This window comes from Methanoculleus chikugoensis (assembly GCF_900095385.1).
Classification (GTDB): domain Archaea; phylum Halobacteriota; class Methanomicrobia; order Methanomicrobiales; family Methanoculleaceae; genus Methanoculleus; species Methanoculleus chikugoensis_A.
Genome location: NZ_FMID01000064.1, coordinates 23,342 through 38,512, shown reverse-complemented (window position 1 = coordinate 38,512; position 15,171 = coordinate 23,342). Strand labels below are relative to the sequence as shown.

Annotated in this window: 21 protein-coding genes and 1 tRNA gene; 16 read left to right on the top strand and 6 right to left on the bottom strand. The window is 62.7% G+C overall.

Going from position 1 to position 15,171, the window contains the following annotated elements; genetic code table 11:
* A partial coding sequence (locus L21_RS13020) for an RNA-guided endonuclease InsQ/TnpB family protein (protein WP_256713216.1) occupies nucleotides 1-526 on the top strand: 526 nt, incomplete at its 5' end.
* A 220-nt stretch (nucleotides 527-746) separates the two neighbouring features.
* On the opposite strand, the gene hisH is transcribed toward L21_RS13020, so the two are convergent.
* Both hisH and L21_RS13010 read right to left on the bottom strand, forming a co-directional pair.
* Nucleotides 747-1,355, bottom strand: a complete 609-nt coding sequence (gene hisH, locus L21_RS13015) for an imidazole glycerol phosphate synthase subunit HisH (protein WP_074370876.1) — start codon at nucleotides 1,353-1,355, stop codon at nucleotides 747-749.
* Entirely contained in the window at nucleotides 1,330-2,739 is a 1,410-nt protein-coding gene (locus L21_RS13010; protein WP_074370875.1) for a phosphoadenosine phosphosulfate reductase domain-containing protein, read from the bottom strand. Before L21_RS13010 ends, hisH begins: the two co-directional genes overlap by 26 nt.
* A 405-nt stretch (nucleotides 2,740-3,144) precedes the next feature.
* Between L21_RS13010 and L21_RS13005 the strand changes: the two genes are divergently transcribed.
* Nucleotides 3,145-3,474, top strand: coding sequence for a Na(+)/H(+) antiporter subunit B (locus L21_RS13005; RefSeq protein WP_074370874.1), 330 nt, complete (start codon nucleotides 3,145-3,147; stop codon nucleotides 3,472-3,474).
* Between the two features lie 345 nt (nucleotides 3,475-3,819).
* Here the strand turns inward: L21_RS13005 and L21_RS13000 are convergent, their stop codons facing one another.
* Both L21_RS13000 and L21_RS12995 read right to left on the bottom strand, forming a co-directional pair.
* On the bottom strand, nucleotides 3,820-4,395 hold the full coding sequence (locus tag L21_RS13000; protein ID WP_074370873.1) for a DUF2179 domain-containing protein: 576 nt from the start codon (nucleotides 4,393-4,395) through the stop codon (nucleotides 3,820-3,822).
* Nucleotides 4,396-4,638: 243 nt separating this feature from the next.
* On the bottom strand, nucleotides 4,639-6,126 hold the full coding sequence (locus L21_RS12995) for a TrkH family potassium uptake protein (protein ID WP_305954486.1): 1,488 nt from the start codon (nucleotides 6,124-6,126) through the stop codon (nucleotides 4,639-4,641).
* A 385-nt stretch (nucleotides 6,127-6,511) separates the two neighbouring features.
* Between L21_RS12995 and L21_RS12990 the strand changes: the two genes are divergently transcribed.
* The 3 genes from L21_RS12990 (at nucleotide 6,512) to L21_RS12980 (ending at nucleotide 9,899) form a co-directional block, all read left to right on the top strand.
* Entirely contained in the window at nucleotides 6,512-8,773 is a 2,262-nt protein-coding gene (locus L21_RS12990; RefSeq protein WP_074370872.1) for a PAS domain-containing protein, read from the top strand.
* Between the two features lie 182 nt (nucleotides 8,774-8,955).
* Complete coding sequence (locus L21_RS12985) at nucleotides 8,956-9,156, top strand: hypothetical protein (protein WP_256713215.1); 201 nt, start codon at nucleotides 8,956-8,958, stop codon at nucleotides 9,154-9,156.
* Nucleotides 9,153-9,899 (top strand): HNH endonuclease, encoded by a 747-nt coding sequence (locus tag L21_RS12980; RefSeq protein WP_074370871.1) that lies wholly within the window; start codon nucleotides 9,153-9,155, stop codon nucleotides 9,897-9,899. Before L21_RS12985 ends, L21_RS12980 begins: the two co-directional genes overlap by 4 nt.
* A 48-nt stretch (nucleotides 9,900-9,947) precedes the next feature.
* Here the strand turns inward: L21_RS12980 and L21_RS12975 are convergent, their stop codons facing one another.
* Nucleotides 9,948-10,157, bottom strand: coding sequence for a hypothetical protein (locus tag L21_RS12975; RefSeq protein ID WP_074370870.1), 210 nt, complete (start codon nucleotides 10,155-10,157; stop codon nucleotides 9,948-9,950).
* A 114-nt stretch (nucleotides 10,158-10,271) separates the two neighbouring features.
* Here L21_RS12975 and L21_RS12970 point away from each other — a divergent pair, with 114 nt between their 5' ends.
* The 4 genes from L21_RS12970 (at nucleotide 10,272) to L21_RS12955 (ending at nucleotide 11,662) form a co-directional block, all read left to right on the top strand.
* On the top strand, nucleotides 10,272-10,574 hold the full coding sequence (locus L21_RS12970) for a nucleotidyltransferase family protein (protein WP_074370869.1): 303 nt from the start codon (nucleotides 10,272-10,274) through the stop codon (nucleotides 10,572-10,574).
* The gene (locus L21_RS12965; protein WP_074370868.1) at nucleotides 10,558-10,902 is read left to right on the top strand and encodes a HepT-like ribonuclease domain-containing protein; all 345 of its coding nucleotides are present in this window, start codon (nucleotides 10,558-10,560) and stop codon (nucleotides 10,900-10,902) included. The genes L21_RS12970 and L21_RS12965 overlap by 17 nt, the downstream gene beginning before the upstream one ends.
* Before the next feature lie 124 nt (nucleotides 10,903-11,026).
* The gene (gene mntA, locus L21_RS12960) at nucleotides 11,027-11,356 is read left to right on the top strand and encodes a type VII toxin-antitoxin system MntA family adenylyltransferase antitoxin (protein WP_074370867.1); all 330 of its coding nucleotides are present in this window, start codon (nucleotides 11,027-11,029) and stop codon (nucleotides 11,354-11,356) included.
* A gap of 12 nt (nucleotides 11,357-11,368) precedes the next feature.
* On the top strand, nucleotides 11,369-11,662 hold the full coding sequence (locus tag L21_RS12955; RefSeq protein ID WP_083609050.1) for a HepT-like ribonuclease domain-containing protein: 294 nt from the start codon (nucleotides 11,369-11,371) through the stop codon (nucleotides 11,660-11,662).
* 196 nt (nucleotides 11,663-11,858) lie between these two features.
* On the opposite strand, the gene L21_RS12950 is transcribed toward L21_RS12955, so the two are convergent.
* Nucleotides 11,859-11,943 (bottom strand) — tRNA-Leu (locus tag L21_RS12950).
* Nucleotides 11,944-12,264: 321 nt separating this feature from the next.
* Here L21_RS12950 and L21_RS12945 point away from each other — a divergent pair.
* The 7 genes from L21_RS12945 to L21_RS12915 are packed head-to-tail and all read left to right on the top strand — an operon-like array spanning nucleotide 12,265 to nucleotide 15,171.
* A complete protein-coding gene (locus L21_RS12945) occupies nucleotides 12,265-12,750 on the top strand; it encodes a [NiFe]-hydrogenase-3-type subunit EhaB (protein WP_083609048.1) in 486 nt (161 codons plus the stop codon).
* Nucleotides 12,747-12,989, top strand: a complete 243-nt coding sequence (locus L21_RS12940; protein ID WP_074370866.1) for a DUF2109 domain-containing protein — start codon at nucleotides 12,747-12,749, stop codon at nucleotides 12,987-12,989. Before L21_RS12945 ends, L21_RS12940 begins: the two co-directional genes overlap by 4 nt.
* Entirely contained in the window at nucleotides 12,982-13,218 is a 237-nt protein-coding gene (locus L21_RS12935) for an EhaD family protein (RefSeq protein WP_074370865.1), read from the top strand. Before L21_RS12940 ends, L21_RS12935 begins: the two co-directional genes overlap by 8 nt.
* Entirely contained in the window at nucleotides 13,208-13,447 is a 240-nt protein-coding gene (locus L21_RS12930) for an EhaE family protein (protein WP_074370864.1), read from the top strand. The genes L21_RS12935 and L21_RS12930 overlap by 11 nt, the downstream gene beginning before the upstream one ends.
* The gene (locus L21_RS12925) at nucleotides 13,444-13,908 is read left to right on the top strand and encodes an EhaF family protein (protein WP_074370863.1); all 465 of its coding nucleotides are present in this window, start codon (nucleotides 13,444-13,446) and stop codon (nucleotides 13,906-13,908) included. The genes L21_RS12930 and L21_RS12925 overlap by 4 nt, the downstream gene beginning before the upstream one ends.
* Nucleotides 13,908-14,510 carry an EhaG family protein gene (locus L21_RS12920; protein WP_083609046.1) on the top strand — a complete coding sequence of 201 codons (603 nt, stop codon included), beginning with the start codon at nucleotides 13,908-13,910 and terminating at the stop codon, nucleotides 14,508-14,510. Before L21_RS12925 ends, L21_RS12920 begins: the two co-directional genes overlap by 1 nt.
* The gene (locus tag L21_RS12915; RefSeq protein ID WP_074370861.1) at nucleotides 14,503-15,171 is read left to right on the top strand and encodes a hypothetical protein; all 669 of its coding nucleotides are present in this window, start codon (nucleotides 14,503-14,505) and stop codon (nucleotides 15,169-15,171) included. The genes L21_RS12920 and L21_RS12915 overlap by 8 nt, the downstream gene beginning before the upstream one ends.

Sequence of the window (15,171 nt, the reverse complement as noted above, 5' to 3'; positions counted from 1 at the left end):
CAAACTCTCCCGCCGGTACGTTGACACCTATGCGACGATCTGCGTCGAAGACCTGAATATCAAGTATCTGAAGGAGAACGGCAACTCTCCGGGACTACACAGGAGCATTCACGATGCTTCATGGGGACGATTCTATGCTTACCTCGCGTACAAGGCTGAAAGTGCTGGTACGAACCTTGTCAAAGTCGATCCCCGGAATACATCACAGATGTGCTCGAACTGCGGAAGCATTGTGAAAAAAACGCTCTCTGAGAGAGTTCATGAATGCCCATACTGTGGGTTTGTTGCGGATCGAGATTACAATGCTGCGGTGAATATTCACCGCTCGGGGATGGAACAGCCCTTTGAGCCTGTGGAGATGATACCGCTACATCACATTGCTGTGATGCAAGTGTTGGCCATGAAGCAGGAAACCCCGCCCTTCAGGGCGGGGAACGACTGCCGGAACGGCAGGCGTTCGAGCACCGCAGGTGTGAGTGAGGAGGCCGGAGGCCGGGCGGGGTGGGGGTTGTACGCTTACAGGTAGAGACAGGGGAGGGGGGATGCTCCCCCCTCCCCGTCAGCCCCTCCCCCAATGGCGATATCCCCTCGGAATCCGTGTCCGAGATGCACCCAAAGCGTACACATGAGTGTCGGTGATCTGTCCGAATCGAAACTCAATTACCGTCACGTGCGACGCCAACCACCACTGCACCACTCACCAAACAACCGCACCACCCCACCAGGGTTAAAAAAGCGGGAACCCCCTAGCAAACCCGCTCGATAAAGTTCTCAAGAATCTTCAGCCCCACCGCACCGCTCTTTTCCGGGTGGAACTGGACGCCGTAGGTGAGCCCGCTCTTGACCGCCGAGGCGAAGGGATGGATGTAGGTGGTGCTCGCGATGGTGTTCGGCGGTGCGGCCGCCGCGTAGTAGGAGTGGACGAAGTAGACGTATTCCTCCTCGTGGAGGCCGTCAAAGAGCGGAGTCCCGGGGTCGATATGGATGGTGTTCCAGCCCATGTGGGGGACCTTCTCCCCGGCGGCCGGGACGAACCGCTTCACGTCGCCCGGCACGAGGCCGAGCCCGCGGTGGATGCCGTGCTCTTCGCTGCTGTCCATGAGCATCTGCATCCCGAGGCAGATCCCGAGGAGCGGCGTTTCGCTCGCGGCGGCGACGACGGTATCCGCGAGTCCGCCGAGCATCTCCATCCCGTCCCGGAACGCCCCGACGCCGGGGAGGACGATGCCGTCGGCGGCCGCGATCGTCTCCGGGTCGGCCGTGATCGTCGGCGCCGCCCCCGCCCGCTCGAGACCGCGCAGCACGCTTCGCAGGTTGCCGAGGCCGTAATCAATTATAACTATCCTCTTCTTCATCCGCATCCCCCCGTTTCCGCCAGAGCCCGCGCTCGATCCAGTCGTCGGGGAGCCCCCGGCTCTCCTGCCACCGGGCGAGGTTCTCGTTCCACATCTGCAGGAGTTCGGGGTGGGACTTTCCGATGATCGCGAACGTCGCAAGGTCGCTTGAGGGACACATGAAACACCCGATGCGGTCGAGCCCCCGCTCGTAGAGGGTGTTGTAGGGCGCCTTCTCGCGGAAGATGTAGAGCCAGACGTGCATCGCCGTCCACTGCTGGATGGGGGCTGCCGAGAGCTGCTCCGGGACGTGGGAGTTCTTCCAGACCCGCCTGCTCTGCATCCGCTTCACCGACTCGTACTTCCGCTGCCCGATGAACGAGAGGCATTCTCCCCAGTTCTCGCCGATCAGGCGGCCGACAGGGTGGAGTTTGCAGACCTTGCAGCACCAGCGGTTGTCGACGGCAGGCGGGCCGCTCTCCTCGAACGTCTTCCAGAAGGTCTCATCGTCACGGACCCGCAGGACTTCAAGGCCGTACCGCTCCGCCACCGCGTCCACGTTCTCGCAGGTCTCGGGAAATTCGAGCCCCGTGTCCGCAAAGAGGAGCGGCACCGGGCCGAGCGCTTTTAAGACGACGAGCAGGGTCGCGAGGCTGTCCTTGCCGCCGGAGTAGGAGACCGTGGGCTTCTGGGGGTTCTGCTCTGCGACCTCGCGGACGAACCGGATGCTTTTCGCCTCGTAGTCCGCGAGAGCCGGTTCGTTTGCCCGGACGGCATCGTCCCATGTCGCCTCACCGGGGGTGCAGACCGACTTGACGTTCTTTCTCGTCCTGACGATGACCCCTCGCTCCATCTTCCCGGCGGTTGCGGCATCGACCTTCGCCCTCCCGACGCCGATGCACTCGCCGGCCTTCGTCAGGATGAAGACCTCGTCGCCTTCGGCGACGGCGGGGTCGATTGAGACGAGGCCCGGTGCGAGAACGCTTGCCCCGGACTCGAGTATAGACGGGATCGCGCCGTCGTCGATGACGACGTAGCGCTTCGTCGGCCGCAGGTACTTTGCGGCGGCCGGGCGCGGGAGGGGCTCCCAGCGGCGCTCGTCCGGGAAGTAGCGGATCGCGCCCACGACCGCCCCGCCGAGGACGATCTCGTCCATGCGGTCGGCGGCGGGAACCTTGTTCAGGAGCGCGATGTGGCCCTCCGGTATCAGCGCCGCTCCGAAATGGTCGCGGAATATGCGGTTGACCCGCTCGATGTCGTCGGGGAACGCGGGCCGGGCGTCTCCCGGCGGCGTGACGGCTACCGGACGGGTGGGGGCGCCGCAGGCGCAGACCCCGGAGAGCACGGGGGCATGGCATGCGTCGCACCAGCGAAGCAAGATCTTGCCGAGGTAGATGCGGGGCATTCGCATATTCGTTGGGCCGAAACGAATAAAAGTCTTGGGTGTATTCTATATCTTTCCCGCCGTACCCTCTCCTGCGGCGTTTTTGCCCCGTGAGAGGGCCGCCCCTCCCCGCCGGCGGTTCACCCCGCCGCACCGGCCTCCGGAACCCGGGTTGAGTATCCCGACTCCCGTGAATCGGGCTCTGCGGGCGCGGTGGAGAGGGGAAGAAAAACTTTTAAATACATACACTGTCCCATAGTATTATCATGTTCAATCATGTAGAATTGTGCTCGCCGGCCAGGTTCCGGCGTTTCACCAATTCTACACCGGCAAACGGGGAGAACCCGGATCGACCGGGGTCTCCCGTCATGACAGTCGGGAGTGTGCCCCTGTCCGGAACCATAACCGCCGGACGGGGGATACGGGGTGAAGAAGATGCATGAGAGCAGGGGTGCAAAGATGGTATCGATGCGAGTTGCAGGAAGAACGCTCCGAAAGAGCGAGGTGCTCGGGCTGTTCATCTTCATACTCATGGCGGTCGTCATGCTTGCGGTCGGCGCAGCGCTCTTCTGCGCCTGGCTTGCCGAACCCGGCTCGGCGCCTGCAGGGACGCCGGCCGATATCGGCCCGATACCCGGGGGCTTCGCGGTTGCCGGCGCGATCCCCGTCGTGCCCCTCGTGATCGGCGTCCAGGTGGTGGGGGCGCTCACGCTCGTCGTGCTCTACACGCTCTCCAGTGCCGGGCGCAGGGCATAGGCCCCTCCGATGCGACCCTCCATTCCGCTGTAGCCCGGATGCCGGGAAACCTCTTATTATTTTCTCCTGATTCTGCGTAGCGGGGAGGACTGTCCGTAAAATTTATATCCCGGCGTGATGACATCAGATCTATCCCACCTCGGGAGGGAGGTGTGTCATCCATGGCAAAGGACAAGAAGCCCCAGGATAAGAAGCAGGAGAAGAAGGCGGAGAAGGTTCAGGACAAGGCCAAGAAGAACTAGGCTCTGACCTTACCACACCTATTTTTCCCGGCCGGGTATCCGGTTCGGCACACTCTTTTTCCCCGTTAACTGCATCCCCGGTTTCATCCGTCGTCTTCCCGGTTCACTTCCCGATCCGCACCGCCCGGCGTTGGATGCCCAACCACGTGCCCTCGCCGGACCGGGGGAAGGTCCCGCGGGTGGTCGACCGGACGTCCTCGACGGTGCAGAATGCGCAGGGGCTCATCTCTTCGACCACCCGGGCTATCGGCAGGAGGTCGCACCGCCGCACCACGGAGTAGAAGATGGTGCAGGGTCCATGGAGCCCTTCGGCGGCAACGACCGTGACGCCGTAGCCGGCGGCCCTGATAGCGTCGATGAGGGCGCGGTCTTCTTCCGAGGTGATCACCCGGAGGACGCAGATCCCCATAGCGAGCCTCTCTTCGAGGAGGATACCGGCATAGTTCCCGGCAGCGAAACCGGCCCCGTAGGAGATAAGGTAGACCGGATTGGTGAATTCGTTGACGACGAGGCCGAGGGAAACGATCCAGAAGAGGATCTCGACGAAGGCGATGGCGGGGACGATGAGGCGGCCGCCCCGGGCAAGGAGTATGATCCTGAGCGTTTCGAGGCTGACGTCGATCACACGCGCCCCGAAGACGAGGAGCGGGATGAGGGCGCCGGCGGAGAGGAAGTCCATATGGGAGCGTCGCCCGGCCGGGTATATGAGGATGCAGTCGCGTGCCGGCCCCGGTCCCGGATCCGCGCGAATTGCGGTGCCGGACGCCGCCCCCTCTCCCCTCCCGCGCCGCAAGCGCGCATCCGCCCTTCATGGTGCCGGGGACGCGAGAGGCTCACTCCTCCGGTCCCGGGCGGAAGAGGGAGGATACCTCTTCGTTCTTCGGCCCGGCTTCGACGAGGATGCAGAGGTCCCCGGCCTCGATCAGCGTCCCGCCGTCCGGCCAGCGGGCCGGCGTATCCGCGCCGCCCCGAAGATCAGGGCGAGGACCGGCACGATCTCGAGCCTTCCCGCCCACATCACGATGACGAAGAGCCATTTCGCCGCGGGGGAGAGCCCGGGGTTCACAAACCCGGTGCTGAGCCCGACGCTGGATGCGGCGGAGACGACCTCGAAGATGATGTCGGCGGAGTCGAACCCGTCCTGCGGCGCGAGGTGGAGCAGGAGGAGGGTGGCGATTGCGACCATCAGGACGAAGAGCACGACGACGAGCATGCTCTTCGAGACCTCGTACTCCGGGAGGTGTTCGAGGATCGGCCGCCCGTCGTGCCGGAGCGGGGTGATCGTCCGCCAGCCGGTATGCAGCCGCCGGAACCACCACCGGAGCATCTCGAGGCCGAGGATGACCCGGCCGAGTTTGATACCGCCGGCGGTGCTCCCGGCCGATCCGCCGACGAACATCAGCGCGGCGAGAACCATCACCGTCGAGCCGTACCAGGTTTTAGGGTCGGCGTTCTGGAACCCGGTGCAGGTGATGCCGCTCACGGTCATGAAGAGCCCCTCCCGGAGCGCCTCGGCGGGGGGGAGAGCCGAGACGGTTGCGAGGTCGAGGGTGATGACGGCGCACCCGGCAAGGATGAGGGCGAAGAGGAGGAGCGCCTGCCGGTCGGAGAAGAACTGGAACCTCTTTTTGTAGTGGAGCAGAAAGTAGAGTTTGAACGGCAGCGCCCCGGCGATCATGATCGGAACGACGAGCATCTCGAGCAGCGGGCTGTCGTAGTAGAGGATGCCGGCCGAATGCACCGCGAACCCGCCGGTCGATATCGCCGTCATGACGATGTTTACAGCGTCCCAGAGGGGTATCCCCGAGAGGAGGACGAGCCCGATGCCGAGGGCGGTGAGCACCAGGTAGATCCGCCACATCTCGACGGCCGTGGTCACGACGCTCGGCATGAACGTCTCCGACCGCCCTTCCGAGCGGTAGAGCCGGAACCTGGTCAGGCCGGATCTCCCCGCGAGAGCGATGGTGAACGCGACGATCCCGAGGCCGCCCATCCACTGGGTCAGCGACCGCCAGAAGAGGATCGTCTTCGGCGTGGCGTCGATCGACGGGAGGAGCGAGAATCCCGTGCCCGTCCAGCCCGACATCGCTTCGAAGACGCTGTCGGTATAGGGGAGGTTGAGGGCGAACGTATACGGCAGCGCGCCGATCAGGGCGGCGGCGAGCCAGATCAGCGCGACCGCCGAGAAGGCGACGGAGAGGCGTGCCTCTCCCTCTACCTTCGGGACGCCGGCGAGCCAGACCCCGATGATGCCGAACCCCGCGGGCGCCGTGGCCATGGGGAGAAGGAGTCTCTCTTCGCCGTACCAGAGGGCGACCAGGAACGGGGAGCACGACACCAGCGCGATGAAGAGGAATATGAGCCCGATCTCGGGAGCTATGATCGCGAACTGGCTGTGTGCCGCCAGCAATGCCTTTCTGCCAGGTTCCGGGAAGAAGCGGTTTTTGCGACGGTGCATTCTCGCACCAGGTGCGGGGTTCTCCCGCCGCATCACGGAGGTACGCGTATCGGTTATCTACATTGCGGTCGTCTGCCGCGGTTGCGCCTCACCCGTCTCAGATGCCGATCACTTTTATCCGATTAGAATTATATTTCATACCCGCATTATTTGTCCCGGCGGACGACGGTTCCCCGGCTCGTACCCGGGCCGTGCCCTTTCGACCCCCCCGGGAAACGCCGTCAGACCGGCGAATCCGAAGGAGGGGGCCTGCAACCGATTGGAGTGCGGGGATGCACCTGCCGGACGGGCACGAAAAGCGGGAACGTATCTGGATACCGGGACAGTTTGGTGAACTATGGAGAACCTGCAAGACGTATTACCGGCGGACCTTCTGGAGATACTGCAGGATGCCGCTCCAGCCCTCGATTGCCGGTCGCGGGAGAGGCTGGCGGCGGGGATCGAGGCCCTGCTCGATGAAAACCGCGACCTTGCCGCCCGTGCCGCCCGCGCAGAACTGGAGCGCGACGCACTTCTTGCCGCCGTCGGCAGGCAGGGGTTCGTCTACGACGCCGACGGCGGGGTGATCACGGCGGGCCCGGGCGAGGAGGATCGGATTGCCCGGGCGCTTCTCGGGAGGCAGGACGTGTCGCTCAGGTACCCCGGCGGCGAACCGGTTCCGCCCGGCGACCTCCCCGGGTACCGGGCGCTCAGGGGAGAGAGGCTTTCCTCCTGCCGGTACACCGTTCACGACCCCGGCGGCGAGGATCTTCACGTCGTCGTATCCGCCTCGCCGGTTGTCACGGACGGGGCCGTCTCGGGCGCTGCCGTCACCTGGCAGGACGTCACCGGAGAAGAGCGGACACGCCGCCGCCTCGCGGAGGCGAACACCCTGCTCGAGGGGCTCTTTGAGAACCTCGGCGACATCGTCGGCATCCAGCTCCCGGACAGGACGATCCTGCGCTACAACCGCGCCGGCTACGAGATGCTCGGGATGACGCCGGAGGAGGTGGAGGGGTGGAAGTGCTACAACCTCATCGGGAGAGCAGCGCCCTGTTCGGTCTGCGCGACGGAGCTTGCGGTCGCGAGCAAGAAGCGGGAGGTCGTGGAGAAGTTCGTGCCCGAACTCGGGCGGTACCTGGAGTGCCGCTCAAGCCCGATCCTCGACGAGAAGGGCGAGGTGGCGTTCATCGTCGAGCAGCTCTACGACGTCACCGACCGGAGGCGTGCCGAGGACGAACTCCGGGAGAGCGAGGCGACGGCCCGGGCGCTCCTGAACGCCCCGAGCGAGATCATCGCTCTCCTCGACAGGGATGGCCGGCTCATCGAGATCAACGAGACGACGACACGGCGATTTGCGCGCAGCCGGGAGGATCTCATCGGCCGGAACATATTCCAGCTCTTCCCGCCGGATGAGGCGGCGGCGTACGCGGCACGCCTCAAGGAGGTCGTCGCGTCGGGCCGACCTGCACGGTTCGAGGATGCATGGGGAGGCCGGCTGTACGACGTCGTCCTCTACCCGGCCGCCGACGAGCGGGGCGACGTCATCCGGGTTGCGGCGATTGCGCGGGACGTCACCGGGAAGAAGCGGGGGGAGGACGCCCTGCGGAAGAGGACGCACGACCTGAACGAGCGGGTGAAGGAACTCTCGATCCTGTACGAGATATCGCGGATCATCGAACGGCGATCGGAGACCTCACTCGATGAGGTCTTCCATGAAATCATCCGGGTTCTCTCCACCGGCTGGCAGTATCCGGAGGATACCGTTGCAAGGATCACGGTGCACGGGCGTCGGTTTGCAACGGAACGCTTCACGGAGACGCCCTGGCGGCAGGCATCACCTATCGTCGTCCTCGGGGAGACGGTCGGGATGGTGGAGATCTGTTACCTCCACGAGAGGCCGGAGAGGGACGAAGGGCCGTTCCTTGCCGAAGAGCGGGCGCTGCTCGATACCGTCGCCAGGCGGCTCGGAAGTATGATGGAGCGGTTCCAGGCGTGGGACTCCCTCGAGAAGAGCGAGTCACAGTTCCGGGAGATCATGCAGCAGAGTTTCGACATGATCTACACCTGCTACCACGAGGGCGGGATCGCCTACATCTCCCCGGCGGTGACCCGCATCCTCGGCTACGCTCCCGATGAGATCGTCGGCAGGAGGTGCCGGGACTTCGTCGTCCCCTCGTCGCTCCCCGCCTGGGAGGAGGGGCGAGCGAAGATCTCCTGTGGCGAGCCGGTCGAAGGGCTCGAGATCGAGTTCCGCCGCAAAGACGGGTCGGTGACCCACCTCGAACTGAACGAGTCGCCGATCATCCGCGACCTCTCGGTGATCGGGGTTCACGTGGTCGGCAGGGACATCACCGACCGGAAGCAGAACGAGCGCCTCCGGCAGCGCGCGTTCGAACAGATCGAGCGGAACATCGAGCAGTTCGCGATCCTCGGCGACCATATCCGCCAGCCGCTCCAGGTGATCCTGGGCATGACCGAGCTGATCGATGATGGGGGGGCTACGGGGAGGATCCGGGAGCAGGTCGACCGGATCAACGGCTACATCACGGCCCTTGACCGGGGCTGGATCGAGTCGAGGCAGGTCCGGGAGTTTCTGCGGCGGCATGAACTGGCGTGAGGGGGAGGGTATGCTTCCCGGGCCCCCGGCCGTTGCGATATGTTTCAGCCGGACGACGACCCACAAGGTTCCGCTCTTCCTGCCCGTGCGGGCCGCGATGTTTTCTCTCCAGGCGGCCGGTGAGCCGCATGAATAAATGGAAACCCTAATGGCTGCCTCTTTTCTATATTCCATTGATCGCCATGCCCGCCGACGACCGCATGGTCGCCCTCGTTGAGCAGATGCTCGACCTGAACAGGCGCCTTGCGGCGGCGAAGGCTCCGCATGAGAAGGAGGTGCTCGCCGGGATGATCGACGCGACCGACCGGCAGATCGATCGGCTGGTGTATGAGTTGTATGGGCTGACGGAGGATGAAGTGGCGATTGTGGGGAGGGTTGTATGAGATTTTATGATGATCCGATTGAGATAAGCGCCGAAGTATGGGCTGAGTTGCTCACAGATAGCGAAGTCACCCGGAAAGAGGATCTGGAAGTTCTCAAACTCATATATGAGAGCAGAAATCACGAGATGCATGCAAAAGAGATTGCGCTAAAACTAAACCTCTCCCATCACGTGGCGCTGAACTCACAAATCCCTCGATTCAGCAAACGTGTGATTGCCAGAACAGGAGTCCCGCCTCCTATAAGAGAAGATGGATCGATCCGGTGGTGGCATGTCCCCTTTTGGGGCTACGATAAAAGGAACGGCACGGGCTCCTGGATCATGCGACCTGAACTTGCGGAGGCGTATAAACGAATTTTCGGTCAGGACGACTCAGAAATCGTTTATCCAGGAGAGATGACCGTTCAGGATAGCACCGATCTTTTCGAAGGTGCCGTGAGTAAAATTGTTGTAAATCGTTACGAGCGGGACGGGAAGGCACGAACCAAATGTATAGAACACTATGGCTATCGATGTGCTGTTTGTGGTTTTGATTTTGAGAGGGTATACGGGCCGATAGGGCAGAATAAAATCCACGTGCACCATCTCATACCTCTCTCTGAAATACGACGGGAGTACAAGATCGACCCTATACGAGATCTACGCCCTGTATGCCCGAACTGCCATCTCGTAATCCATAGTAAGAGAGAGCCCCTCACGATCGACGAGGTAAAAGAAATGATCGGGTCCAACAGCAGTCAATAAATGCTTGCATGAACTCCCATTTGTCCCGTCGACAATCGGTCGGTTTGCTCAGGCATCCTCGGACACCTCAAACGTCGTAATGAACGGCCCTCTCCCAACTTCCAGCAGGAAGTCGGTGCATCTGGTGACGGGTGCACACGCTTCATGCCAGAGGTGTGGGGCTTCTCCTGGATACAGCTCCGTGGCCTCCTTGAGGTTGATCACCGCTCCGCATATGGACAGTTTTACCGGTTCGACGGTGAGCCGTGAGGGGAGCATGCCGGGAGAAACGTCGCTACCGGGATGGTGAATGTCTGCCGGGACAACCCTGCAGCCGGCAACCCAGGGGAAAAGCGTTATCCGGATGGGCGGGTAACAGGAGTACGATACGGTATGCTTACGGCTGACGGTATCCTCGGTGCGCTGGCGGAACACCGCGAACGGATCAGGAGCCTTGGCGTCAGGCGGATCGGGGTCTTCGGGTCGTTTGCCCGGGGCGAAGAGCGCGAAGAGAGCGATATCGATATCCTCATCGAGTTCGAGGAAGGGGGCCGTTCCTTTGACACCTACATGGACCTCAAGTTCTTCCTCGAAGACCTCTTCGGAAGGAGAGTCGACCTCGTCGATCGCGACGCCATAAAACCGGCTCTCGCACCGCATATCCTCCGGAGTGTTCGGTATGTCCCGGGAGTATAACCTCTATCTCCGGGATATCCTTGAGGCCATCGGGAGAATCGAGCGGTATACCCGGGGAATGGACTACGAGGAGTTCCTGGCAAATGATCTGGTGCAGGACGGCGTGATCCGGAACCTCATGGTCATCGGTGAGGCCGTGAAACTCATCCCCGAACCGCTGAAATGCGAACACGCCGATCTTTCGTGGAGAAAGATTGCAGGAATGCGAGACATCCTCATTCACGCATACTTTGGGATCCATAACGAGATCGTGTGGGACGTCGTTCGAAACAAGATCCCGGAACTCCAGGTTGCAGTCAGGCAGATGCTTGATGATGAGGTCGCCTGATCACCCTTTGCCGTGGTTACCCCCACCTTCAGGAGAAGCCACCCCTCCGGAGCACCCCTTCGCCCCTCAAAAGACCGATACGGGGTGAGCGTCATACTTACCAGCATAGATACGGGTGGGCAGAGTGGCAGGACGCACATTAACCAAGGCGGCGCGGGAGACTATCGTCGCGATACTCACCGGAAACGATGCCGAGTGGATCGCGATCTTCGGCTCCTATACGCGGGGATCCGCCAACCCGGCGAGTGATATCGATATCCTGGTCAGGTTCTCCCGCAAAAAAAGCCTCTTTCAGCTTGTCCGGATCGAGGACGAGCTTGCCCGTGCTCTGTGCATGAAGGTTGACCTCGTCACCGAGAACGCCGTGAGCCCGTACCTTGCCGATGCAATCTACCGTGATGCCGTGGTGATCTATGACGCCCGAGGACCTCGCATATCTCCGTCACATCCTTGATGCCATTCTAGCATCGAGGAGTTCTCCGAAGGCATCGGTTCGGCAGAGGATCTCCGGAACCGCCGGCTGGAACGCGCCGGGATCGAGCGTATGCTGACCATCATCGGCGAGGCGGCAAAGATGGTATCGTTGGAGTTACGCGCTGAGCACCCGGAGATCCCCTGGAGGGAGGCTGCGGGGATGCGGGATAGGATCGTCCACCATTACTTCGGCGTGGATTACGAAGCGGTGTTCCTGACCCTGCGCGATGATCTCCCGTTCCTCAAGCGGGAAATCCAGTCGATTCTTAACGAAGCCGACCGTTAGTTACGCTGTTTCGCATCTCGCTGGCGTCGCCCGCCGCGACCGACCGGGAGATCGATCGGCTGGTGTATGAGATCTACGAGCTGACGGTGGAGGAGATCGCGGTTGTGGAAGGGGGCAACGCGTGAAGACCGCGTCCTTACCAAGGATGCGCTCAACAACCATGTCAGATAGAAGAGATTCTAACTTGAAGTCAGGATGCGGGGGAAGGGATTCGAACCCTTGAACTCCTGCGAGACTGGACCCTAAATCCAGCGCCTTTGACCTGGCTCGGCAACCCCCGCGTGCATATATGTCGGCACACGGAGCATTATACTTGTTCCCCTCTCCTCCCGGCACCCCGAATCCCGCCGTTCATCCATCGCCGTCCCGGACATATCCTGCTGGCTCCCGGCAGCGACCCGGCATCTGCGGCGCGTAACGGCCCCGGAACGGGCGTGGATAATTATATGGTTTAGAGAATAGATTACATCATATACAAAATTACCCGGGGGGCAGCATCTCCGGGATGCTCCACCGATGCATTCCGGCCGAATCGCGCCCGGAATGGTAACAACAAAACATTTATTGAATTGATTGACCGTATTCTCCAGTAGTTGAACGAAATGCTGGGTGAACTCCTCCACATCCTGGCGGCGGCCGCTGTCAGCTGGATACTCTTCGTAACCGTCGATATTCTCTTCAAGTTGCCGGAGGCGGGGGGCGTCAGCGGAGCGTCGGCCATCGCGCGGGATATCGAGGCCGGCGGCGGGGCTCTTAGCGGCGGCACCATGATGGGGAACATCGTCTGCTCCCCCGACGCCTCGGCAGGGACGCTCCTTGCCGCCTGCGGCGTCTACGTCGCCGGCATCCCCGGCGGTCTCGTCGCGGCCGCGCTCGTCTTCATCGGCAACCGCATCTGCCACGACCCCGGCTACGCCGGAACCACCGGCGCAGTCCTCGCCACGTTCGTCGTCTACGGCTTCACCCAGGTCGGGTTCGCCGCAACGGACTTCATCGCGGGGATGGTGATCGCCATCCTCACCATCCAGGGGCTCTCCCACGCCCACGCGAGCAGGCTCCTTGCACGGCTCTGGAGGGTGAGAGAGTGATCGCGATCTACATCGTCGCCGCGATTGCGGTCTTTGCCGTCGTCAGGGCCACCGTCGAGAAGAACACGGGGAGAAAACTCCCCTACGTGAACGTCATGAACTTCGCCGTCGCGGGAGCAGTCGTCCTGCTGATCGGCCACCCGCTCGCCCTCGTCGCGGCCGCGGCCTACTTCGTCGGCTCGACGCTCGAGGCGAACGCCATCGCCAGCACCTACGCGGGGGGTGAGCGGCGTGGATGAGATTCTCGTCCTCCTCTTCGCGGCCGTGGCGCTCATCGGCGCTCTCGGCACCTACCTCCAGCGGGACCGCTTCGACAAGCTGATCGCCCTCGGTATCGTCTACGGCGGCATCGTGCCGTTCATCGCCGCCCGCGGTTACCTGGACGTCCTCATCGCCGTCAGCCTGATCGTCCCCATCACCACGATCATCGTGCTGCCCCTCTGCAGGAGGGATACCCGTGACGCCTGAGTTCATCCTCGGCTGCATCATCCTCATCATCGGGGTGATCGCCGCCGGGTTCCCGCGCGAGAAGACCTATCTCTCACGGTTGATCAACCTCGAGATCCCCGCGTTCGGCCTCCTCCTCATCATGCTCGCCTACGATGAGATGCTCGCCCTGCTGACGTTCATCGGGGTCACGGCGATCTCGACCTTCGTCCTCGTCCGGGCCATCGAACGCAGGGAGGCAGCAGAATGACGCCGAACCGCTCGTTCATCACCCGGATATCCGCGACGATATCAAGGGTCGAGAACCTCACCGCGCTCTACGCGCTCCTCGTGGTCATCGTCGCCGTGCTCGGCCTCGTCACCCTGCCGTTCATCGCCTACCACGACGACCAGCTCTACCCGAAGACCCTCAACCCTGCAAGCACCCTCGACCCCTATGACCGGGGCGGCGTGCCCTTCGGGACGACCCCCATCAAGGCGCAGTACCTGGAGAACTCCCCCTACGCCGGCTACGTGACCACCTACCTCACCCCGTTCAGCCAGTGGCTCGCCGACACCACGCACCATATGGGAACGACGATCGTCGCCCACCCCGGCGGCATCATCGATGAGATCCTCTACAACACCCGGGGCTTCGATACCGTCGTCGAGACGAGCATCCTTTTTGTGGCGTTTGCAATCGCGAGCTACCTCTTCAGGAGGGATGAATGATGGAACTCGCCTACCCGGTCGGCCTCATCGTCGTCGCGGCTGCGATCATCATCGGGTTTACCGCCCTCGTCCGGGAGAAGGACGACCTGCACCGGATCCTCCTCACCGACCTCGCGGAGGTGATCGGGCTCGTCCTGATCGCGCTCGTCGCCACCGACCTTGCCGAGGCGCTCATCCTCCCGGGGCTCGTCGTCGGGATATCCGAACTGCTGGCCGTCTCGGAGGTCTACATCGCGAAAGAAGGGCTCCGGGAACCGACGGGACCGGCGTTCCGGATCGAGGTGATGGACAGTGCCCCCGGCATCCTCGCGCTGGTCCTGGTCGCCTACGGCGTCTTCCTCTCGGGGTTCACCGGCGGAGCCATCGCCGCGGTCGGCGTGGTCTTCTACTTCATGTGCCGGGGGCACGCCGAGCAGTTCGAACTGATCGAGACCGTGAGCGGCTACGCGTGGGCGATCTGGATCGCGGCGTTCTTCATCTTCATGTTCCTCCCGCAGTACTGGTTCTTCGGGGTGATGATGGCGGGAGGCGCGATCCTCGTCAAAGTGATGGCGAAGATGTCCCTTGTCGGGACGATGCGGCGGGGTGGTCCGGATGTTTAACCTCCCGAACCCCCAGATCGGCGGGCCGGAACTCTTCGTGCTGGAGTTCGGCGACATCGTCGCCTACTTCAGTCCCTACACGGCGGTTCTCTTCGCCTTCGCCCTCCTCTTCACGGTTCTCGTCATCGTGAGCCGCCCGGAGCGGCAGGTGGACATCGCGTTCGGCGGCGACGCCTACTACACGAAGGAGGTCGAGCCTGACCTCCTGCGGTTCCAGCGGTTCATGGCAATCGCCTGCGGGCTCGCCACGCTCGGGGCGATGGTGACCGGGGACGTCTTCAACTTCACCCTCTTCGCCTCGATGATAGGGATCACGAACATCGGCATCGTCGCGGCCTACCGGAACCGGCACGTCCTGAACGCCGCGTTCCAGTACGGGATCGTCGCGATGCTCGCCACCGTCCCGCTCTTCGGCGGCGCGGCGATCGTCCTTTCCAGCACCGGCACGCTGAGCATGTGGGAACTCTTCACCGCCGCGGTGGCGGTCCCCCTCATCGCGAAGGCGTTCCTGGTCCTCGGCGTCATGGGGGAGGGCATGGCGCCGTTCTACATTGCAAAGGCGGAGATCACGAGAGCGCAGGGGGCGCCGTTCATCCTGATGGTCCACGTCAGCTCGCTCCTCCTCTTCCTGCGCGTAATGGAGATCGTCATATCGATGTGA